At 41.3% G+C, this 20,230-nt stretch carries 23 protein-coding genes; 8 read left to right on the forward strand and 15 right to left on the reverse strand.

The features are described from left to right. Positions 1-162 precede the first annotated feature (162 nt). On the reverse strand, positions 163-2,019 hold the full coding sequence (locus ACIQZD_RS08280) for an SLC13 family permease (RefSeq protein ID WP_402900619.1): 1,857 nt from the start codon (positions 2,017-2,019) through the stop codon (positions 163-165). 163 nt (positions 2,020-2,182) lie between these two features. Between ACIQZD_RS08280 and ACIQZD_RS08285 the strand changes: the two genes are divergently transcribed. Then, positions 2,183-3,046, forward strand: a complete 864-nt coding sequence (locus ACIQZD_RS08285; RefSeq protein ID WP_402900622.1) for a metallophosphoesterase — start codon at positions 2,183-2,185, stop codon at positions 3,044-3,046. A gap of 170 nt (positions 3,047-3,216) precedes the next feature. Here ACIQZD_RS08285 and crcB read toward each other — a convergent pair whose 3' ends face one another. Beyond that, positions 3,217-3,579, reverse strand: coding sequence for a fluoride efflux transporter CrcB (gene crcB, locus ACIQZD_RS08290; RefSeq protein WP_402900625.1), 363 nt, complete (start codon positions 3,577-3,579; stop codon positions 3,217-3,219). Continuing rightward, the gene (locus tag ACIQZD_RS08295; RefSeq protein ID WP_402900628.1) at positions 3,576-3,956 is read right to left on the reverse strand and encodes a fluoride efflux transporter FluC; all 381 of its coding nucleotides are present in this window, start codon (positions 3,954-3,956) and stop codon (positions 3,576-3,578) included. Before ACIQZD_RS08295 ends, crcB begins: the two co-directional genes overlap by 4 nt. Positions 3,957-4,118: 162 nt before the next feature. Here ACIQZD_RS08295 and ACIQZD_RS08300 point away from each other — a divergent pair, with 162 nt between their 5' ends. Further along, a complete protein-coding gene (locus ACIQZD_RS08300; RefSeq protein ID WP_402902022.1) occupies positions 4,119-4,430 on the forward strand; it encodes a hypothetical protein in 312 nt (103 codons plus the stop codon). Positions 4,431-4,720: 290 nt separating this feature from the next. Then, complete coding sequence (locus ACIQZD_RS08305) at positions 4,721-5,227, forward strand: YkyB family protein (RefSeq protein WP_402900631.1); 507 nt, start codon at positions 4,721-4,723, stop codon at positions 5,225-5,227. Positions 5,228-5,281: 54 nt separating this feature from the next. Here ACIQZD_RS08305 and ACIQZD_RS08310 read toward each other — a convergent pair whose 3' ends face one another. Both ACIQZD_RS08310 and corA read right to left on the reverse strand, forming a co-directional pair. After that, positions 5,282-6,187 (reverse strand): chemotaxis protein, encoded by a 906-nt coding sequence (locus ACIQZD_RS08310; RefSeq protein WP_402900634.1) that lies wholly within the window; start codon positions 6,185-6,187, stop codon positions 5,282-5,284. A 357-nt stretch (positions 6,188-6,544) separates the two neighbouring features. Next, positions 6,545-7,519, reverse strand: a complete 975-nt coding sequence (corA, locus tag ACIQZD_RS08315; protein WP_402900637.1) for a magnesium/cobalt transporter CorA — start codon at positions 7,517-7,519, stop codon at positions 6,545-6,547. 157 nt (positions 7,520-7,676) lie between these two features. Here corA and ACIQZD_RS08320 point away from each other — a divergent pair, with 157 nt between their 5' ends. Beyond that, positions 7,677-8,825: an aminotransferase A gene (locus ACIQZD_RS08320; protein ID WP_402900640.1), complete on the forward strand. Its 1,149-nt coding sequence runs from the start codon at positions 7,677-7,679 to the stop codon at positions 8,823-8,825. A 99-nt stretch (positions 8,826-8,924) separates the two neighbouring features. Here the strand turns inward: ACIQZD_RS08320 and ACIQZD_RS08325 are convergent, their stop codons facing one another. From ACIQZD_RS08325 to ACIQZD_RS08355, 7 genes are all read right to left on the reverse strand, one after another. Then, positions 8,925-9,290 (reverse strand): hypothetical protein, encoded by a 366-nt coding sequence (locus tag ACIQZD_RS08325; RefSeq protein WP_034314117.1) that lies wholly within the window; start codon positions 9,288-9,290, stop codon positions 8,925-8,927. Positions 9,291-9,354: 64 nt separating this feature from the next. After that, positions 9,355-10,224, reverse strand: coding sequence for an NAD(P)-dependent oxidoreductase (locus ACIQZD_RS08330; RefSeq protein ID WP_402900643.1), 870 nt, complete (start codon positions 10,222-10,224; stop codon positions 9,355-9,357). Between the two features lie 38 nt (positions 10,225-10,262). Beyond that, a complete protein-coding gene (locus tag ACIQZD_RS08335) occupies positions 10,263-11,048 on the reverse strand; it encodes an SDR family oxidoreductase (protein WP_402900646.1) in 786 nt (261 codons plus the stop codon). Between the two features lie 314 nt (positions 11,049-11,362). Further along, positions 11,363-13,081, reverse strand: a complete 1,719-nt coding sequence (gene ptsP, locus ACIQZD_RS08340; RefSeq protein ID WP_402900651.1) for a phosphoenolpyruvate--protein phosphotransferase — start codon at positions 13,079-13,081, stop codon at positions 11,363-11,365. After that, on the reverse strand, positions 13,081-13,347 hold the full coding sequence (locus tag ACIQZD_RS08345) for a phosphocarrier protein HPr (protein WP_034314127.1): 267 nt from the start codon (positions 13,345-13,347) through the stop codon (positions 13,081-13,083). Before ACIQZD_RS08345 ends, ptsP begins: the two co-directional genes overlap by 1 nt. Before the next feature lie 214 nt (positions 13,348-13,561). Next, the gene (locus ACIQZD_RS08350; protein ID WP_137018872.1) at positions 13,562-14,347 is read right to left on the reverse strand and encodes an ABC transporter permease; all 786 of its coding nucleotides are present in this window, start codon (positions 14,345-14,347) and stop codon (positions 13,562-13,564) included. Further along, positions 14,347-14,976 (reverse strand): ABC transporter ATP-binding protein, encoded by a 630-nt coding sequence (locus ACIQZD_RS08355; RefSeq protein WP_402902025.1) that lies wholly within the window; start codon positions 14,974-14,976, stop codon positions 14,347-14,349. Before ACIQZD_RS08355 ends, ACIQZD_RS08350 begins: the two co-directional genes overlap by 1 nt. 179 nt (positions 14,977-15,155) lie before the next feature. Here ACIQZD_RS08355 and ACIQZD_RS08360 point away from each other — a divergent pair, with 179 nt between their 5' ends. Beyond that, positions 15,156-15,941, forward strand: coding sequence for a thermonuclease family protein (locus tag ACIQZD_RS08360; RefSeq protein ID WP_402900657.1), 786 nt, complete (start codon positions 15,156-15,158; stop codon positions 15,939-15,941). Positions 15,942-16,503: 562 nt separating this feature from the next. Here ACIQZD_RS08360 and ACIQZD_RS08365 read toward each other — a convergent pair. Further along, a complete protein-coding gene (locus ACIQZD_RS08365; protein WP_402900660.1) occupies positions 16,504-16,770 on the reverse strand; it encodes a hypothetical protein in 267 nt (88 codons plus the stop codon). A 112-nt stretch (positions 16,771-16,882) separates the two neighbouring features. On the opposite strand from ACIQZD_RS08365, the gene ACIQZD_RS08370 reads away from it, so the two are divergent. Continuing rightward, a complete protein-coding gene (locus ACIQZD_RS08370; RefSeq protein WP_402900663.1) occupies positions 16,883-17,374 on the forward strand; it encodes a sigma-70 family RNA polymerase sigma factor in 492 nt (163 codons plus the stop codon). 49 nt (positions 17,375-17,423) lie between these two features. Here the strand turns inward: ACIQZD_RS08370 and ACIQZD_RS08375 are convergent, their stop codons facing one another. Beyond that, the gene (locus ACIQZD_RS08375) at positions 17,424-17,618 is read right to left on the reverse strand and encodes a hypothetical protein (protein ID WP_352921687.1); all 195 of its coding nucleotides are present in this window, start codon (positions 17,616-17,618) and stop codon (positions 17,424-17,426) included. Between the two features lie 454 nt (positions 17,619-18,072). Between ACIQZD_RS08375 and ACIQZD_RS08380 the strand changes: the two genes are divergently transcribed. Together ACIQZD_RS08380 and ACIQZD_RS08385 are read left to right on the forward strand one after the other, a co-directional pair. Beyond that, complete coding sequence (locus tag ACIQZD_RS08380) at positions 18,073-18,249, forward strand: YkvS family protein (RefSeq protein ID WP_064505160.1); 177 nt, start codon at positions 18,073-18,075, stop codon at positions 18,247-18,249. Positions 18,250-18,440: 191 nt separating this feature from the next. Further along, entirely contained in the window at positions 18,441-19,055 is a 615-nt protein-coding gene (locus ACIQZD_RS08385; protein ID WP_402900666.1) for a hypothetical protein, read from the forward strand. A 52-nt stretch (positions 19,056-19,107) separates the two neighbouring features. On the opposite strand, the gene ACIQZD_RS08390 is transcribed toward ACIQZD_RS08385, so the two are convergent. Beyond that, complete coding sequence (locus tag ACIQZD_RS08390; RefSeq protein ID WP_101224506.1) at positions 19,108-20,148, reverse strand: YkvI family membrane protein; 1,041 nt, start codon at positions 20,146-20,148, stop codon at positions 19,108-19,110. Between the last annotated feature and the right edge of the window lie 82 nt (positions 20,149-20,230).

Below are 20,230 nucleotides of genomic sequence, written 5' to 3' on the forward strand. Positions count from 1 at the left end.
GCCAAAATTATACCATTAGTTTCTGGCATTGATAATAAATAATTTTAATTCCTACTGAACAACTCTTTTTTCAGAACATTAAAATACCCGTTCACCCTATCGATTTGAAAAAAATACATTGAAAAGGCATTGTCCATAAATGGAACAATGCCTTAAGACTGATCAAAAAGGGAAGAACCACGGAATCGTGATCACCATGATAACACCAATGAAGATCTGTATGGATATCCCAATCATGATAAAATCTTTATGCTTGTAATCACCCGCCGTCATGACAAGCGCGTTGGTAGTGGCAACCCTTGGAGTGGATAACGCCAAACTGCCAGCAACGGCAAGGCATAGAAACACAGGAATCGGATCGATTCCTTGATTCACCGCAGATGTCAGGGCAATGGGCGTCATGATTACCGTCGCGGCCCCATACGGGATGAATTGGCTCAGTATCAGTGTCAGGAGGTAAAAGACCGCCAATATGCCGTGTGCCCCGATATTACTGAATAAAACGGCCAGCCAATCACTTATCATTCTCACTCCACCCGTATTATCCAAAGCAGCCGTTATTCCGAACATGGCAGCAATCAAGAGAACAGGTTCCCAGTTAATCTTTTGGTATGCATCCTCCATCGAACGGACACAGCCAGTGATCACCATCAACAATGCTGCCGTCAATACCGATAATACAGCAGGGACGGACTCCATCGATAAAAGAATGACCATCAATGCAGTGATCCCCAAGGCGATCCATGCTTTGCCCCTGGAGTTGACCGGAGAGCCATCTTCCGAGGTACTTCCAATAACGATGACATCCTGTAAATCCGAGGAAATCCTCTCAATGTTCCCCCATTCCCCATGTATCAGGATTGCATCCCCCGGTTTCAAGCGTTCCGTTCCGACATCCGCTTGAATATATTCGCCATTCCGATTGATTGCCAGGACATTACATTGGTATTTTTCACGAAAATGCACATCTATCAAGGTTTGATTTTCATAATCCGAGTTCGGGACGATCAATATTTCTGTCAATCCAAATCTACTGCTAAGAAAATGTTTCTTTATTTGTTCGGTATTGAAATGTTTAAACTCCAGTTCATAGTTAAGTGCCAATCTCTCAACTGCTTCTTCTTCTCCAAACACCAAAATGACATCTTCAGGATGAAGAACTTCATCCGCCCTGGCTGAAATCGTCAGCTGTCTTTGCAGCAGCGGTAATTGCTTGTCCTTTGGCTTCCGCTGGATTTCAATCAAAGTCAATTCATACTGAATAGGAAGCTGGAGGTCTGACAGCCTTTCTCCAACAATATCGGAAGTAGCGGGTATATGCAGATAATGCAATCGGTCATATACTTTGTACATACCGGCAAGCTCCCCTGCCGACAGTCCCTTGACACTGTTGTTCGCGGCAATCGTTTTCTCGGGAAGCAACAGGCGCCCGAGTGTCAACATGAAGAATAACCCTGCTGCAAAGGCGATTAAGCCAACAGGTGTAAAGTCAAAAAATTCTAAAGTCCCGATTCCGTTTTGCCGTAATACATCGGCAACGATCATATTTGAGGGAGTACCGGTAAGTGTTAATAGCCCCCCAATACTGCTTGCATAGGCAAGAGGCAATAAATACCTTGTCGGACTTGTTTTTTGTTGTAAGGCCATGCTCATAACGAGCGGAAGCAGTATGGAAACAATTCCTGTTCCGCTTAAAAAAGCACTTAATATTCCTGCAGTCAGCATAACGATAAGCAGCGATTTCCATTCACTGCCCCCACATAAACCTAACAACTTATTTCCTGCCTTTTCCACGATTCCTGTATTTAACAGGCCGGCACCGACGATGAATAGCCCAGCCAGCATGATGACCGCTTGATTCGCAAACCCGGCCACCAGTTCATCCAAGGTAAGAATCCCCAATAAACCCAGTATGGATAGTGCACTAAGTGCAATTAAATCAGCTCGAAATTTTCCTTGTATAAAAAGCGCAATCGCGCATAGAAGTATAATCAGTGTAATAAACATTGGTTCGGTCATCATGTTACCTCCGTATAGATGTTCAATTTCAAACCGGATACGGTTTCATCAAACCCCAGTTTACATGTTTTTCATAGACTTATAGAAGATATTTTCTTCAATTTATGTATATTGTTTGTTAGTATGAGGAAGTAACATTTTTATATTAGATAGGTTGATTAATTTGAATAAACCCATATCAAGAAGAACATTCTTAAAGAAAAGTCTTGGTACATTGGCTACCTTAACCGGTTTAGGTATTGGCGGAAACTATTATGCCCATAATTTGGAGCCGAAATGGTTAGAAACCAAGCATAAAATTATCAGCCACCCGCTTATCCCAAAAGGTTTTCATGGCATGAAAATGGTCCAATTCAGTGATACGCATTTAGGCTTTCAATTTCAGCTTAAAGATTTACAAGCAATTGTCAATAAGATAAACCAACTGGACCCTGATGTTATTTTATTTACCGGAGATTTAATGGACCAGCCTAATAAATACAAGGCTCACCAGAAAATCCCTCTCGTTTTGAATCAGCTCCAAGCGCCGCTTGGAAAGTTCAGCATCTACGGTAACCATGATCATGGGGGATATGGCTCAGAAATCTATAGCGATATCATGGAAAAATCCCATTTTACCATGTTGCAGAATACCTCAGCTAAGATAACCTTATTAACGGCTGAAGAAATAATCATTGCCGGGGTTGATGATGCCATGCTAGGAAAGCCGGATTTTGAAAAAGCCCTTTCCGGCATCCCGGAAGAAGTGTTCACCATTATGCTGTCACATGCCCCTGACCTTGCCGACATATCAAGGACTTACGACATCCAGTATCAAATAAGCGGTCACAGTCATGGAGGCCAAGTACAAATTCCGTTTGCCGGTGCCCTTGTAACTCCTCCATACGCTGAAAAGTACCGGGAAGGCACATATGAAATCGATTCATTAACGTTACATGTTAATAGAGGGCTTGGCACTACCCGTCTACCCTATCGTTTTCTTTCACGTCCGGAGTTGACTGTTTACGAATTACAAGCCGAAAAATGATAGAAAAAGAACACAGGGGAAAACCGCCAGACTTATTAACAAAACCTGTGCGGATAAAACAACTTGTTGCCATGTATCATTTGTAATGGACTCCTATGAATTATAGCATTAGAAGTATATCCGAGAAAACCAGGTTTTTTTTACCAGTATCAACGGTAATGCCATAAAGGTTATACCATACTTAAATAGCCACACAGGAAAGTGCCGATACACCCTAAAACAGACACCGTTATATAGATAAGGCTATCTATATAACGGTGTTTTCTAATAAGTTCAAGCGTTTCCATACTGAATGTCGAAAAGGTCGTAAAAGCCCCCAGAAAACCTATCGTCAGAAAAACCTGTAAAGATAAAGCCCAGCTCTCATTTTGCGGAAACACCATTCCCAGCCCAAAGGAACCTATAAGGTTAATCAGTAAAATGCTAATGGGTATAGAGACCGCTGGCAATAGCCTATTAAAAATAATCTGCAAGACATATCTAGAGGCCGCACCAAAAAAGCCGCCTATAAAAACTGAAAGAACCTCAATCAAAGGGAGTCACCTCTTTGTCTATTAAAAAGGCCCAGTCCGAGGAAACCAGCGACCAAACCAAATAAAAGCGTAGCTCCAAGATACAGTCCCGCCAATGGCAGAGAAGTCTGCAGTAGATTCACCACTTCTTGGGAAAATGTGGACATCGTGGTGAAGCCGCCGCAAAACCCGCTGCCCAGCGCTAAAAAAACCAGGGACTTCTTTTTCGAGGCGAAATAACCATTGATCATTCCAAGCAAAAAGCTGCCTACTATATTTATCAATAGGGTTCCAAACGGGAAGATGGAATGGCCAGCAGTCAAGATTACGCAATAACGCAATATCGCTCCTGCCGCTCCTCCAAAACCGACTGCAAAAATGCTTTTAAATCGATCCATTAAGGTCCCCCCGAATTTTTCTCATAAGTAGACTCATTATAACAGATTAAGATGAAACAGGCTCTTTTCTTTAAAAAAACCATACTATGTAAAGAATTTGAGAAAAGGAGGCTAATTATGCAAACACAGTATTTTCCTTACTACCACTATCCACAGACCATGATGCTACAGAACGAATACAGAAATGCATATGGGAATGAATATGGACCTGAATATTGGAATGACGAGCGCTTCTTTCCTTTCTTTCCTCTATTGGCGCCTGTAGCTTTTGTTGCAGGATTGGCAATTGGACCGTTGCTATTCAATAACCGTCCACCTGTCTATCCTCCATATCCTCCTCCATACCCGCCCGCTTACCCTCCTTACCCTGCTTATCCAGCTTACCCTGCTTATCAAGGATTTCAGGGTTACCAGCAACAACAATTCGGCGCACAGGCTGGGGTATCCGAAAACATCAATATATACACTCGATAAGGATTGCACAGAAGGCGACATTGAACGCCTTCTTTTTCTTGGACCAAAAGCCGTCCGATTGAATTTTACTTCCCTATATATTTTGAAGTGGTATAATATGAAAATGAATAGATGGTAAAGTGTTAGGAAATGATGGTCATACCCTAGAGATGTACATGCATTGTTTTTTCACTGTTTCTGCCTGGTTGCACGCACGTCTCTATTTCAACCAATATATAAGAACAGGTTTTGATTGAAGGACGTCTGTTTGTAACGTCCTTCTAACCTTATTAAGAAAAGGAGTTTCCATGATGAACCAAACGAAAGGACATTCTGAAAGGGATGAGTTTTCGATTAACTCCATTGCCCAAGCCGTGTTTATTGTCAATAAACATGCAAAGACTGCATTGGAGCCCAAAAATTTATATAATTTAAAACGGCTCGCATTAAGCAAGCTTATGCAAGAAGGAAAAGCGAAGAAGATTGGACTTCATTTCTCTGATAACCCTCGCTTTGCAGCACAACAATCCGACGTCATTGTCGAATGCGGATCATATGTTTTTCATTTACCTCCCACTAAGGAAGATTTGAAAAAACTACCCCACCTCGGCAGCCGGGCAGCCTCCATGCGGAACCCTAAAGCCGCATTGTCATTATCCAAGGCAAAACAAATCCTGCAATCTTACGTTGGACAAGCAGGTGAAAAACAACCGAACCCTACCAAAACCGAGAAAAGGGCTCACGGGCGTGGGTCGGTCAAGCAACCTTTCCACAATCCATTCCCATCCTCCTTTTTAGGAAAAGGTTCCAAGTATTAATCATTGATAAACCAAACGGGCCGTGAGGTAATGCCTCACAGGCCCGTTTCACATTCATAATACCAATCTGTCTATCAACATTATTAGCTCTGCAATTTCTGGCTTGCTGATTTGTGCGTCAGCCCCTACGACCTGACCTTTATGACGCAGGCTGTCCGTAATCAAAGAAGAGAAAATAATCACCGGCAATCCAGCGAGTTCCCCGTTTTCCTTTATTCTTCTAGTCAAATGATGCCCATCCATTTGAGGCATCTCAATATCGGTAATCACCAGTTGCACTTCTTCTTCAACCACTTTTCCTGATTCAATTAAATTCTCCAGATAATTAAATGCATCAAGTCCATTTTCATAAAACTCCAAGTACTTGAATCCAGCTTCTGATAATGTATCAAACAGCAGCTTTCTCAGTAATGGAGAATCTTCTGCAATCAGGATTCTCTTGTCAGAATTTTGCCGGATACCAAGCTTTTTAACCTGTTGGATGTTTATTCCTGACTCTGGATTGATTTCGACCACTATTTTTTCAAAATCGAGTAACAGTAACATTTCACTATTTAATTTTATTACTCCGATAACCTGACTTTCAAGGCCTTGATACATATCCGAAGGCTTTTCGATTTGTGACCAGGAAATACGGTGGATCTGTGTTACGGTATGGACATGGAAAACCACTTTTTGCTGATTGAATTCAGCCACTATGAATTTATCCTGCTCAGGAATTTCAGATGGCGGAAATCCTAAAGCATCCGCCACATTCACAACTGGCAGGACTTCTCCGCGAAGCTCAATGATCCCCTCCACATTTGGATGCGAATGCGGGACAAGCGTGATGGGGACAGGATTGATGATTTCCTTCACCTTAATTACGTTAATGCCGAATTTATTCTTTCCGAGACCGAATTCCACTATCTCAAGCTCATTCGTTCCACTTTCAAGTAATATTCCTTTATTTGCTTCCATTGTTTCATCTCGCCCTTCTACTTTTTCATTTCAAAATTCCATAAATCATTTAACCGCTAGGAAAAATATCATGGTTTCATCAATGAACTCATACCTAATAATTCGGTTAAATATTTCTTTTGTTTAGAGAACAGCTAAAAAAAGAATCAAGAAGTGATTATTTATTAATACCAAACTAAAAAGGGACCCATCAGAGTCCCCTTTTTCCAAGCTCATTTTTCACCACCGCCATTCCGGCCATCCTATCGATCGTAAGGCTGTCTCTTCGATAAAACCCCTCCATGATTGGATTATCAGCCAAATAACGCCTTGCAGCCCTTCCAAACCCACTTAAAATTGCAGGTCAGTTGAGTCTTTTCATCTCCTTCGCGACCTTTTTTTTGGATTGAGCCAACCTTTTTTAACAAAGAATAAAAACATCATCAAGGCAATTCCGCCCATCATTCCAAGAATGAGGAAATAGCCATAATGCCAATTTAATTCCGGCATATATTCAAAATTCATCCCATATACACCCACTATGAAGGTCAGCGGCATGAAAATGGTAGTTATGACAGTCAATGTCATCATCGTTGAATTCATATTATTAGAGTTCACAGACAAATAGCTATCACGGATATCGGACGAAAAATCTCGATACGATTCAAGCATTTCAGTCAATTTAAGAAGATGATCGTACACATCATTAAAATAAAGGTGCTGATCTTTCAAGTAATTCAGACGCTCTGATGAAATCATTCTGTACAATAAATCACGCATCGGCAATATGGTCCGACGGAGCCTGGACATATCTGTACGTAAATCGAAAAGCTGATCCATCAATTCGTTAATCGTGTCATTTTCAGTATTTTCCTCAATGCTCCCCAATTCGCTTTCAATTTTATAAACAGGCGGGAAAAATTCATCGACGATCCTGTCAATTATCCTATGCATCAAGAAAAATGGACTTTGCTTCAACATTTTATTACCAGCAATTTCTTCCCATACTTTTTCCAGTTCAAGCATATCTTCCTTATGAAAACTGACTATCCATTTTTCACCAACAAACATATCCAATTCCACTGCTTTAGATACCTTCTCCCTTAGAGCATGTATCACAAGAAATTGGTAGCCCTCATAAAAGTCCATTTTGGGACGTTGGTTAAAATCATCCAGGCAGTCTTCGATTGCCAGCGGATGAAAGTGAAAATGATTGGTTAAAAGTTCGATTTCCTTGTTTGTGGGGTTGGAAAAATCCACCCAGTACCACTCGATATCCGGATTATTCATTTCGGTTAGCGGTAAACCAAAACTGACTTCATGATTAGAAGTTATTGCGCAAGTCCTTATCATATGTATCAACCCTCAAAATTTTCTTATCATACATTATACCTTTAATTCATTAATCTCAAAAAGTTTTCTCCCCCCTCCAAACTAAATGATAAAATAGGATGAATGAGTCAAACATAGTACATAATTCATGTATTTAGAAAAGGGAGGATATTCATAGATGGAACATTTAATAAACCCTCTAGTAAAAGACGTTAAAATATCAGGAATCCGTAAATTCTACAATATGGTAGCTGATATCGAAGGCACTATTTCCTTAACGATAGGACAGCCTGACTTTCCAACTCCGATGCATATTAAACAAGCTGCAAAACAAGCCATCGATAATGACTATACCGTTTATACTCACAATGCGGGCTATTTGGAATTACGGGAAGCCGCTTCAAATTATGTACAGGATAAATACAAGCTTAACTATGACCCGGAGAATGAAGTGATAGTGACCTCTGGTGCCAGCGAAGGCATAGACATTACCTTCCGGACGATCCTCATCCCAGGGAACGAAGTAATATTACCGGGTCCGGTATATCCAGGATACGAACCCATCATTAAGATGTGCGGGGCAACACCTGTTTATGCCGATACAACAAAAAATGGATTTCGTTTGACTGCAGATATACTTGAAAAATACATAACTGAGCATACTCGGTGCATCGTTCTGCCTTATCCATCGAATCCGACCGGAGTTACATTATCTGCCGAAGAATTATTGGACATTGCCGAACTTGTTAGGGGCAGGGACATCTTCATATTGGCTGATGAGATATACAGTGAACTGGTATTCGATCAGGAGCATGTTTCGATTGCCACTTTCTTAAAAGAACAAACCATCGTCCTGAACGGACTGTCCAAGTCCCATTCCATGACCGGGTGGAGAATCGGCCTTCTGTTTGCGCCTGCAGCCATCTCTCAGCATCTCCTGAAGGTTCACCAATACAATGTGACCTGTGCCGCCTCCATATCGCAGAGAGCTGCCTTGGCAGCATTGACGGCAGGCAGAGATGATGCAATCCCCATGAAGACTGAGTATGCACGGAGACGGGAATACGTATTCAGCCGCTTACAAGCGATGAATCTGGAAGTAGTCAAACCAAATGGTGCCTTTTACTTCTTTATAAAGCTGCCTGAAGGCTATGCCTCTTCGCTTGATTTTTGCCTTAAGCTTGTTCAACAGGAAAAAGTGGCAGTGGTCCCTGGAGATGCATTCTCACCCCTTGGTGAAGGGTACTTCAGGATATCTTATGCATATTCCATGGAAACCCTGGAAAAGGCTTTGGATCGTATTGAGGCTTTTTTAGCCATAAAGTAACCGAAAAAAAAGTGGCCTTCAATTGAATGAACAATTGAAGGCCATTTTCCTATTTTCAAAGTTGTCATACTACCGAAGGTTTTTCACCAAGTCAGTCAACTAATACAGCCTCCGTAAGAAACGAATTTCCCGATATCCCTCTTCCTTATTTGTCGTGGTAAGGCTCACTTCAACGATTGACCCAAGTAAATCAGCCATCACTTCTTCAAATTCCTTTGCGGAGCGGGGCTTTGAAAAACCTAAACTCTTCAATTCGCGCATCAGGATCTGAAAACCGGCATTCGTTTCGATATGACTGAATTTCACCGGCAGTATCAGCGGACTTTCATTCATTAATTTCAGATCCCAACGAATGGGCTTTGTTTGATGAATGGTTTTTTCTCGCTTAAAACCTTCAATCCTTACAATATATCGACCATCTTCTAATTCCTGGAATTTCATATTGATATCATCGAATTCGCCCATAGCTTTCACTCCTTTTTGTAAAGGCTGTCGCTATCAGCTTATTCATGATATAGAAATGCTAGCACTAATTATAATGTTTATATAATGCTTGTGTACCGCTATTTTCCTCGCCAGCTTCTGCCAGCCCCTCATATAGGGATTTGCTCAGGCTTAATCCAGGAGCGTCCATTCCCATTCTTTCCGCTTCATCAAGTGCAATCTTCATATCCTTGATAAAATGCTTGATATAAAAACCAGGTTCAAAATCCCCTTCAACCATTCGCGGGACAAGATTGGAGAGTGACCAGCTTCCGGCAGAACCCGATGATATGCTCCTTAAAACCCGGTCCGGGTCCAACCCAGCCTTTTTGGCATAGGAAATCGCTTCAGTCACTCCGATCATATTGGATGCAATGGCGATTTGATTGCACATTTTCGTATGCTGTCCCGAGCCAGCCGGGCCTTGATGGACAACATTGCTGCCAATGATATCAAAAATGGGCCGGACAGCTTCAAATGCCTCACTAGACCCACCGACCATGATCGTAAGCTTCGCATCACGAGCACCGATATCTCCTCCGGAAACCGGTGCATCCAATGATTCCATGCCCCTTTTCTTGGCTTCTTCTGCAATTTTCACTGCCAAAGATGGAGTGGATGTCGTCATATCGATTAAATGGGTTCCTTGTTTCCCGTTCTCGATAAGCCCATTTTCCCCAAGATAGATTTCTTCCACATCACTAGGGTATCCCACCATGGAAATGATCACATTAGCTCTCTGCGCAATTTCCTTTGGTGCAGATGCCCATTTCGCACCCTGTGAGAGCAGTTCACTTGCCTTATCTTTCGTCCTTGTATAAACAATCACCTCAAATCCCGCCTTAAGAAGATTTGCGGCCATGCTTTTTCCCATAACTCCTAAACCTATGAAGCCGATCACTTTGTTCGATTGCATATGGCAGATTCCTCCCAATCATTTTGTTTCAAAAAGTTTTAAATGGACTTTATCATTCCTCCGTCAACTAAATACGACTGGCCCGTTAAATATGTATTAGCGCCTGAAACAAGGAAAGTAACGAACTTTGCAAATTCCTCGGGTTCCCCATAACGGCCAAGAGGGATTTTGTTAATCGATTGTTCAGTCACCTCCTCAGGAGTGACGCCTTGTTTCCCCGCATTCATTTCATCTAGGTGCTGAACTCGGTCTGTTGCGATTCTTCCTGGACCGACTGTATTGATCAAAATCCGGTCCGGTGCTAATTCTGAAGCTAACGTCTTTGACAATCCAACGATTGCCGTCCGGAATGTATTCGATAATATCAATTCTGGAATCGGTTCCTTAATGGATGAAGAAGCAATATTAACGATTTTCCCGCCCTGTTTTTTTAAATGTGGCAAGCTTTCACGGATCGTCCTTATGAAACTTAGTAAATTAAGTTCGAAGGATTGTTGCCATTCTTCATCATTGAAATCTGTAAATGAACCCCCTGGAGGACCTCCGGCGTTATTAATAAGAATGTCGATACCGCCGAATTCCTCAGCAGTTTGCCCAACCAGGCTTTTAATATCTTCAGCTTTTGTTATATCCGTTACCTTATAAGAAACTTTACCCGTCCCAAGCTGCGATAATTCCCTTTGTACGGCGGCAAGCTTTTCCCCATCACGGCTTGCCAGCATGACATTTGCTCCTTCCTTAACCAATTCAGCTGCCATTGCCTTCCCCAAACCTTGACTTGAAGCTAAAATCAAGGCATTTTTCTTTTCCAGATGTAATTCCATATAATATTTAACCTCCATTTTCTTAAAATCATAATTCCATTATATCGCCATAACCGTAAAGTGAAAAATCTGAATAATCATTATTGTGATTTTTATTTACAAAAAAAATAGCCGGTTGGATAACCCAACCGGCGTCAAAGGGGGAAATGAGAATGTCAGCTGCCCTAATAGAGCTAAACAACTGTGCTTGCTTTTTATTTACCCCCATTTTGAAGCAATAAACACTTTTTCTCAAAGTATCAAGCAAGAATTACAGGACAGGACAGCACCCCATCCGAAGGTTCTGTGGATGGGGTGCGTTTTTCCTGATTTATTTATTTCTTCAAAGCGTTAACTACCGCTTCTTTCACATTATCATTCGTATCCAGCCCTAAAACTTCTTGAGATAGTTTTTTCATCTCTTCAAGTGAAAGTTGGCTAATTAAAGAACGTGCTTTTAAAATCGAAGTGGCACTCATTGAAAATTCATCAAGGCCCAATCCGATCAATATCGGTATGGCCACTTCATCTCCAGCCATTTCCCCGCACATTCCGGCCCATTTCCCTTCTTTATGAGCTGCATCTATGACCATTTTCACCAGGCGTAATATCGCTGGATTGTATGGTTGATATAAATAGGATACTCTCTCATTCATTCGGTCAGCGGCCATCGTATACTGAATCAAGTCATTAGTGCCTATGCTGAAGAAATCGACTTCCTTAGCAAAAATATCCGCCATCACTGCAGTTGAAGGGATTTCAACCATGATTCCGACTTCAATTTTTTCGGCAACTTGAACACCATTATCAAGCAATTCCTGCCTAACTTCAGCCAATACGGCTTTAGCTTCGCGGAATTCAGCAAGCGTGGCAATCATCGGGAACATGATTTTCAAATCTCCGTAAATGCTTGCACGAAGCAGGGCACGGAGCTGAGTCCGGAAAATCTCCTGCTCATTTAGGCAAAGGCGAATCGCACGGTATCCAAGGAAAGGATTCATTTCCTTAGGAAGCTCTAAATAAGGCAACTCCTTGTCCCCGCCTATATCAAGCGTTCTGACGACTACAGGCTTACCTGACATTCCTTCCAGCACCGCTTTGTATGCCTCGAACTGTTCTTCTTCACTTGGAAAGTCATTTCTGCCCATATAAAGAAATTCCGTACGATATAACCCGATGCCTTCACCGCCGTTTTGATGTACACCCTCAAGATCTTTCGGCGTACCGATATTGGCTGCCAATTCCACATGATGGCCATCATTTGTAACGGTTTGTTCATGAACCAGTTTCGCCCACTCAGCCTTTTGCATGGCATAGGCTTCCTGCTCCTCTTCGTAGCGTTTCACGAGCTCAGGAGTAGGATTGATGTGAACTTCACCCTTTAAGCCGTCAATAATGACCAAGTCACCATTTTCAATGGACGAGGTCACTGACTTCGCTCCAACGACTGCTGGAATTTCCAATGAACGTGCCATTATGGCTGAATGGGATGTACGTCCACCGATATCGGTCGTAAATCCTTTAACATATGCCGGATTCAACTGTGCTGTATCGGATGGAGTCAAATCCTCCGCAATGATGATCACTTCTTCAGCAATCATGCTCGGATTTGGAATATGAACACCTAAAAGATGTGACAGCACCCGTTTCGTGACGTCACGGATATCCGCCGCACGTTCCTTCATGTATTCATTATCCATTTGTTCAAACATCGTAATGAACATGCTTGCGGTTTCATTTAAGGAAAACTCAGCGTTGACGCCTTCTGATTGTATTTTATCCTGAATTGGAGTGATAAGTTCCGGATCAGCCAAAACAAGCAGGTGTGCGTCAAAGATAGCGGCTTTATCGGCACCTAAATCCTTTTCGGCTTTATCCCTGATTATCTCCAGTTCGTTTGTTGACTTTTGAATAGCTTCCTTAAAACGGGATATTTCAGCCCCGACATCTTCTATGCTTCTTTTTTCAATCGATAAATCTGGCTCAGTCAGTCGATAGGCTTTAGCGATGGCTATTCCGTTTGAAGCTGCTATTCCACTAATCAAAGTGGACATTATTCTGCTAATCCTTCTCTGTTCAACGTTTCAGCAAGTGTGTTTAGTGCATCATTTTCATCGCTTCCTTCAGCAGAAATCGTAATTTCCGCCCCTTTGCCAATACCTAGAGACATTACGCCCATAATGGACTTAAGGTTCACTTTTTTCTCTTTATAAGCAAGGTTTATTTCTGAATCAAATTTTCCTGCAGCTTGTACAAGCAATGTAGCCGGACGAGCGTGAATTCCTGTTTCTGCAGTTACTGTAAATGTTTTTTCTACCATATAAATCAATCTCCTTTAAGATAAATTAACAAAAATAGGTTATGTAAGGGGGTTTCTCCATCCAATCAGGAAAGAAACGAAAAAAAGAAATGCCCTTTTCCTTATCAGAATAGCATTATCATTCCCAACAAACAAACCAAAACTATTGGTACCTACAAAATAGTACAAAAATATAGAAGGAACTGCAACTATTACTTTTCAGATTCTTCAATGATTAAATGGACAGCTGTGCATTTTTGGTAAAAAAAGCCCTAAAACTCAGCATAATGAAAAGGACCACCGTTAATGAAACACTTCCGAGAATCCCGATTAGTATCGCAATCTGGTACTCAATAGCGATTAGCGGGCTTATCCCCGACAGGATTTGCCCTGTCATCATTCCTGGAAGGAAGATAATCCCCATCCCGAGCATATTGTTCAAAGTCGGGAGCACTGCCGAGTCGAATGCAGCATCCACATATTTCTTCACAGCCCTCGCTGGAGTCGCTCCAAGCATCAACATCGCTTCTACCTTTTCACGATTACTGCTAATTCCATCATGGAGGTTTTTAAGCGCCAATGTCACTCCTGTCATCGCATTTCCCACGATCATCCCTGCAATTGGAATGAAATACCTCGGCTCATACCATGGAGTGAAATGGATCACGACCACATTAAAATAAAACAAGGCAGCCATGGGACCTGACAACATACTTAGGATAACCATCCTTTTGATTTTCTTATTAAGTGTATGGGACACTTGCTTAAAAATATTATGGATGGAAAACAGGGACATCGCACATAAAAACCCCAAAGAAAGTAAAGGGTGGGGATTTTCAAAGATATATGTCAAAACATATCCGGCGAGAACGAGTTGGACCGTCATCCGTACCGTAGCGAGCATGATTTGCTTTTCCCGTGAAATCCCGCGCCATTTCACGATTATGAGCAGGATTACTACAAACACGTAGGCCGCACAAAGACGCCAGAACTCAATATCTATTATCCCATTCGCCTCCATTAATAGTCACCCTCCTTCGCCTTTTTCAGAACGATCCTTTTTTCAGCACAGATGTCCGCAAGCTGTTTTGAATGGGTTATCATGATGACCGTTCCTTTTTCCCGCTTTACTTCTTCTAAAAAACGGCTCATGACCGTCAGCTCGGCTTCCTCATCAAGAGCCGAGGTCGGCTCATCCAGTAAATACACCTCGGGTTTCAATAAAAGTAGCCTTGCCAGTGCCAGCCTCTGTTTCTCCCCGCCAGAAAGATTCTCCGCCCCCTCGTCTAAAGACTTCTGCAACTGGACGGTTTCAAGTGCTTTAACCAATTCGGCTTTATCCTTTTTTTCCCGTTCTGTCAATTCCAGGCCAATCTGAAGATTTTCTTCAATCGTACCCGGTAAAGTGAACGGTGCCTGAGAAAGCATTGTGACTTTACGCCGGAGCTCTATCGGGTTGAATTTATCCAGCAGCTGATCCTGATAATAGATCGAACCGCTATCCGGGTCATCCATCCTGTTCAATAATCGTAGCAGTGAGGTTTTTCCTGCACCGCTTTCGCCAGTCAAGCAAGTAACCATATAAGCGGGTATTTTCAAATCATCAATTTTCAAAATCCCTTTATACCTAATATTTTCAAGCCTAAATATCATTTTGCACGCCTGCCTCCCTTACTCCACCATATCATTATAAGAAACTATCATGATATGGGGTAGCGATGCATGTAAAAATTTTCATTTTCTTTCGCTTTTTTATGGGTTAGTATTAGTCCTGCCGAATATATCCATGACGGACGTGGAAAACACCTTAATAAATGGAGGGACTTATCATGTACGGAAATTCCTTGTTACATTCTTATCTGAATGTTTTTCTCCTGACTGCACTTTGCCTGATTACGTTGTCTGGCTGCCAGGCAGCATCAGATAACCAGATTAATCAATCCAAACAGGAAGATTCAATTTCAAATGAAGAAAAAGGCAAGACATTCACAGCCGAGATCATCAAAGTTGTTGACGGAGATACAGTAAAAATCAAAATGGCTAATGGAAATGAAGAAACGGTCAGGCTCCTTTTGGTAGATACTCCAGAAACCGTGCACCCATCCAAGCCCGTTCAGCCTTTTGGACCTGAAGCAAGCAATTTCGCCAAGGAACTCATGCCTGCGGGCTCTGAAGTGGAAGTAGAAACCGGCATAGGTGAAAGGGATAAATACGGCCGGCTGCTGGCCTATTTTTATGTTGATGGTAAAATGGTGAATAAACTCCTGCTGGAAAAAGGACTGGCAAGGGTAGCTTATGTTTATGCACCGAACACGAAATATCTTGATGAAATGGAAGATATTCAAAAACAAGCCCAAAGAGACGAAATCGGTATTTGGTCAATTGAAAACTATGCAACTTCAAATGGGTTTGATGATTCCCAGTCAAAAGAAGTATCAGCGGAAAAGCCGACTGGATCTTGCAGTAACCCGCAAATTAAAGGGAATATAAACTCTAAAGGCAATAAAATATATCACATTCCTTCGGGCCAATATTACGAAATAACTAAACCAGAAGAAATGTTTTGTACCGAACAGGACGCACAGGATGCCGGTTTCCGAAAATCGCAAAGTTAACAAATTCAACAGTTTATCAATATGCCCGCTTCCGAACTCGCCTTTGGAAATTTTCAGGGGTGCTACATAATGAAATACACCCAAAATGAAGTATTTCGTTACTGCTTTTCTCCCCCGCTTCCGTATTTTAAAAACTAAATGATGATTTGGAAAATTACCCATCTTTATATGTACAAACTGCAGGCAAATTAAAAGAAGATCAGTTTGCCTGCAGTTTTTTATTTTAAAAAAGATCAAGCGGGTATCAGAAATCCGCTCCCTTTCCGCCGTCTGTCTGCCTCAATCCATAGAGTTTCCATCACATGTACAAAAAGTAAAAAACATGTAAAAACCTGTTTTTCTTTAAAATCATGGTCGGAGTGAGAGCATTTCGACCCTCCTTTATTATCTAGTTTGTAGACAAAAGGAGTTCTATCTTTTAAAACATATTTGATTGGAGCGGGTGTTCGAGACTCCTGCGGGAAAAGCGAGTCAGAGACCCCACAGGCGCAAAGAGCGCCGTGGAGGCTCCCGGACCGCCCGCGGAAAGCGAGTGCCCTACGTTTCAATCAACGTTCAAATTTTACATACCATCCAAAAACAGTTTTTCTAATTTTAAATTCATAATTCGGAATGATACCTTTCCAAACTCCCTTTTGTCGACAAACGGAACATTCATATGTATGGCTTTACATTGAATGAAGAGGAAAAACCAAAAGAAGAAGTAGTGAATTGTTTCGGCACATCCAATATCAGGATGTGTTTTTTTCATTTGGTCACCTTTTTCAAGATTATCTGAATCTCCGTTTTTCCCTTCAATAAGGTACTTTTTAGCTCCTTTAAAACCCACTTTTCCCCCCTCCATTTTTCCGTTACGCATTTTGGCTATATATGATCGATTTATTTATGGTAGAAGCACCCGGGATTACAGGAAAGTGCACTTTCTAAAGGTGACTTGCTTAATGGAAGATTTCTCAGCACTAACGAAGGAATTCACCCCGATGATCCATCATATTATCCGCTCACTTTCCATCTATAAAAATAAGGAAGAATATTTTCAAGTAGGCTTGATTGCTTTATGGGAGTCATTTGGGAATTTCAATGAGGAATACGGAAAATTCTCCAACTATGCCTATACTGTAATCAAAGGCAAAATTCTGAACGAATTAAAGCATCATCATAAATATGAGATCCGTACCGAACCCTTTGATTCCTTCATATTAGAGATCAAGGATCCTTTTTCGATGCATGATGAGGCCTTTGCCATCGATAATATCTTAACCTACACGGAAGGATTGACACTGAATCAGCAACGCTGGCTTTTACAGACATACCTCGAAAATAAAACGGTGTCTGAAATCGCTGAGGTCTATCAAGTCACTGCAGCAGCCGTCAAATCATGGAGAAAGTCCGCTTTAAATAAATTAAGGAAACAAGTGACTTTTCCATTGTAAATAATTAGGGGTGACTCAATCATGAGCCACCCCCAATTATTTACATCGATTAACTTCTCGCTTCTTCTAAATACGTATAAATTATCACACCGTTATGTTGGGCATTCCCCCGAAAATGTTTAAAGTCTTCCCTTTTAACAAGAACCTCACGAAAAGCTAAAAATTCTTCTTTTGTTATCCTGAATTCATCCATTTCCCGATTTGCCAGTTTATCGAGTACATCTTTTGCTTCATCTGCATTCATCATATTATCCTCCTTAATTATCAAATGTTCCATCATATTCAGACAGGAGAAATTCCGTTTTCATTTTAACATAAGCATGCCACTAAATATAAATCAGAATTTTTTGAGGCCCTCTTGCTACATTATTCTTTACGTATGCTTTAAAATAGTGCAAACTGTATATTAAAATATCATAATGTATAATGATTGGCATATTTTGTACATAGAATTACATACTGGTACGTATAACTGCGTTTGCAAGATATACCAAATTATGCCACATCATTACAGCTGCTCCATTTCAAGAATCGCACCTCCCTTTAAAAGTTTAGCTTACTGTACCGACATAAGAGATAACTAATTCTCTTACTGGCACTTCCCACGTCAAAATCTAAACGGCAAGATGTTCGAATAATCCAATTACTCCATAGTTACTTTTTGATCATTAGAAACAAAATGGGAAAGGATGATTACCATGAAGAAAGCGGAAGTTGGAAATATCATTGAATTTAGAGAAGGCTTAAAAGGAATCGTCGAGAAAGTGAACGAGAACTCAGTAATCGTGGACGTCACGTATATGGAAAATTATCGTGATTTGGAACTTGAACAGAAAACCGTCGTGAACCATAAAAATTATAAAATCATAGGTTAATTCAAAACGGGATGGTTTCTCAATACCATTCCGTTTTTCACTTTTTAGCAAGCGTATGAATTGATTCTCCAGTTTTTTTGTAACCATTTCCATTTTACTCCGTCTAATTCATTAAAGGGCAAAACACTTGTATGTGAAGCAAAATATCCAAATTCAGATTGGAATTTCTATCAGAAAGATGAGGGAAACAAATGACTCGTTGGACACGTTATATAGGCTGTGTCACATTCGCCGCTTTTCTGCTGACTGGCTGCGGTACGACCACAGACGAAAATGCAGATGAGCCACAAGAAGGTTCAGTAAAAGAGGGGAACGAAGGCAATGCTTCTCAAGGAGATAATCGCAATAACAAAGTAAGACTGATGGAGCAAAACCTGCAATATTCAATTAACGGGGAAGCAAAGGAAAAAACAGCTTTCTTAAAAAAAAGTAATAATCAACCGTTCAGCCTTTATGTTTTGCAACAATTCAGTTTAAGTGCCGAAGAACCTGGAAAGGATATTGTGTTCCTGACTGAAGATGACTCCATTTATATGAGAATAGAATTATTGAAGACGGATGTCAATTGGGATGAGGTGGAAAAAAATGTTCAATCCCAGCTGGAAAGCATTACAGAAACGATTAGGGATCCTTCACTTGATATCGAGAGCGGCACGGGATTTGAAGTGGAAAGTGGGGATGATGTGATCACTTCCATATTGCTCAAGGATGAAAAAGCACCCGTCCGCTTAACTATGTTCACAAAAAAAGATCGAGATTACCGGGATGCTTTTCTAGAGATGGCTAAGACGCTGATGAAAGGATGAACATTGATTCCCCCCTGATACGGAGGGCTAAGTTCAGGCCCCCCGTTCTTCATCACTCCTTCCCCGCCTTGCTTTTCCAGACCAGAATTAAAAAAAGGAGACTTATGTATCCAAAAACCGGATAAATATATCCTAGTAACCTTCCATAGCCGAATTCGCTAATGATCAAAGCTATTAAAAAAATCACCGCTATGATCAGCATGCTTGGCAATTTAATATAACTGCTGATTTGCCTCTGTAATCCATATATGTTTCCGATGACCGAAGTGAATATCTCCCCGTAAATCACCAAAATGAACATCCAATATAACTGACTGGCTGCCGTTCTCATAATAACTGCTGAAGGAATTTCATAACCATTCACGTCAGGAAGTGTCATAAGTGAAAAATGCCCCGTCAATAAAATGATCGTAAGGAATATCCCTCCAAGGATTGCACCATGTTTAATGACCTTCTCATCTCGAACTTCATACGCAACAGGAACCAGCACAGCCTGTGCCAAAGCAAGGTTAAAGGCTGTATAGGCAAATGGTGACAAAAGCATTTTCACGGTGATCACTTCATCTGGAACTTTTGTAAGGGTCTTAAAGAAATCCCCGTTACCCAAGGTCGAGAAAAAAAGGATCAAACTAAAACAGATCATGATTGGTACAACAAACGAGTTCACAGTGAAAACACCGCGCATGCCCATCATCAGGACCAAGGATGCCAGTATGATCGTAGACCAACTTCCTATACTTTTAGACACGCCAAGTTGTTCTTCGAAAACGGCTCCTGAACCCGAAATCATGACAGCCGTCACCCCTAATAGCATGATAAGGAAGAAGATGTTGATGATTCCTGCTATTTTCCTGCCAAAAAGAAATTGATTGAACTCCTCATAAGAAGATGCTCTGATCCTTGCGGAAATGAGCATGATTTTCGTTCCAGTGAAAATGAAAATATAACCTGCTATTAAAATCCCGATAAAGCCATAAAAGCCATAACGGGTAAAAAACTCGACAATCTCTTTTCCAGTTGCAAAACCTGCACCGACGACCGTGCCTACATAAACCGCTGCAATCTGAAAACTTCCTGACCACCTTGACAGCATACTCTCCCCTCCTCCCTACATTTATATGTAAGGAAGAGACATTTAAGACAAGCCGAGCAATATTCCTTTCGTCGGCTGTTTT

The sequence above is a fragment of the Peribacillus sp. NPDC096447 genome (genome assembly GCF_044762725.1).
Lineage (GTDB): Bacteria > Bacillota > Bacilli > Bacillales > DSM-1321 > Peribacillus.

What these genes read in the sequence shown, in the direction of transcription:
- ptsP (WP_402900651.1), bottom strand. Translation starts at nt 13,081, where the DNA reads ATGTCCACTTTGATTAGTGGAATAGCAGCTTCAAACGGAATAGCCATC.
- ACIQZD_RS08350 (WP_137018872.1), bottom strand. Translation starts at nt 14,347, where the DNA reads ATGGAGGCGAATGGGATAATAGATATTGAGTTCTGGCGTCTTTGTGCG.
- ACIQZD_RS08345 (WP_034314127.1), bottom strand. Translation starts at nt 13,347, where the DNA reads ATGGTAGAAAAAACATTTACAGTAACTGCAGAAACAGGAATTCACGCT.
- ACIQZD_RS08360 (WP_402900657.1), top strand. Translation starts at nt 15,156, where the DNA reads ATGTACGGAAATTCCTTGTTACATTCTTATCTGAATGTTTTTCTCCTG.
- ACIQZD_RS08295 (WP_402900628.1), bottom strand. Translation starts at nt 3,956, where the DNA reads ATGGATCGATTTAAAAGCATTTTTGCAGTCGGTTTTGGAGGAGCGGCA.
- ACIQZD_RS08390 (WP_101224506.1), bottom strand. Translation starts at nt 20,148, where the DNA reads ATGCTGTCAAGGTGGTCAGGAAGTTTTCAGATTGCAGCGGTTTATGTA.
- ACIQZD_RS08280 (WP_402900619.1), bottom strand. Translation starts at nt 2,019, where the DNA reads ATGACCGAACCAATGTTTATTACACTGATTATACTTCTATGCGCGATT.
- ACIQZD_RS08335 (WP_402900646.1), bottom strand. Translation starts at nt 11,048, where the DNA reads ATGGAATTACATCTGGAAAAGAAAAATGCCTTGATTTTAGCTTCAAGT.
- ACIQZD_RS08300 (WP_402902022.1), top strand. Translation starts at nt 4,119, where the DNA reads ATGCTACAGAACGAATACAGAAATGCATATGGGAATGAATATGGACCT.
- ACIQZD_RS08330 (WP_402900643.1), bottom strand. Translation starts at nt 10,224, where the DNA reads ATGCAATCGAACAAAGTGATCGGCTTCATAGGTTTAGGAGTTATGGGA.
- ACIQZD_RS08310 (WP_402900634.1), bottom strand. Translation starts at nt 6,187, where the DNA reads ATGGAAGCAAATAAAGGAATATTACTTGAAAGTGGAACGAATGAGCTT.
- ACIQZD_RS08325 (WP_034314117.1), bottom strand. Translation starts at nt 9,290, where the DNA reads ATGGGCGAATTCGATGATATCAATATGAAATTCCAGGAATTAGAAGAT.
- ACIQZD_RS08320 (WP_402900640.1), top strand. Translation starts at nt 7,677, where the DNA reads ATGGAACATTTAATAAACCCTCTAGTAAAAGACGTTAAAATATCAGGA.
- ACIQZD_RS08380 (WP_064505160.1), top strand. Translation starts at nt 18,073, where the DNA reads ATGAAGAAAGCGGAAGTTGGAAATATCATTGAATTTAGAGAAGGCTTA.
- ACIQZD_RS08385 (WP_402900666.1), top strand. Translation starts at nt 18,441, where the DNA reads ATGACTCGTTGGACACGTTATATAGGCTGTGTCACATTCGCCGCTTTT.
- corA (WP_402900637.1), bottom strand. Translation starts at nt 7,519, where the DNA reads ATGATAAGGACTTGCGCAATAACTTCTAATCATGAAGTCAGTTTTGGT.
- ACIQZD_RS08305 (WP_402900631.1), top strand. Translation starts at nt 4,721, where the DNA reads ATGAACCAAACGAAAGGACATTCTGAAAGGGATGAGTTTTCGATTAAC.
- ACIQZD_RS08375 (WP_352921687.1), bottom strand. Translation starts at nt 17,618, where the DNA reads ATGAATGCAGATGAAGCAAAAGATGTACTCGATAAACTGGCAAATCGG.
- ACIQZD_RS08370 (WP_402900663.1), top strand. Translation starts at nt 16,883, where the DNA reads ATGGAAGATTTCTCAGCACTAACGAAGGAATTCACCCCGATGATCCAT.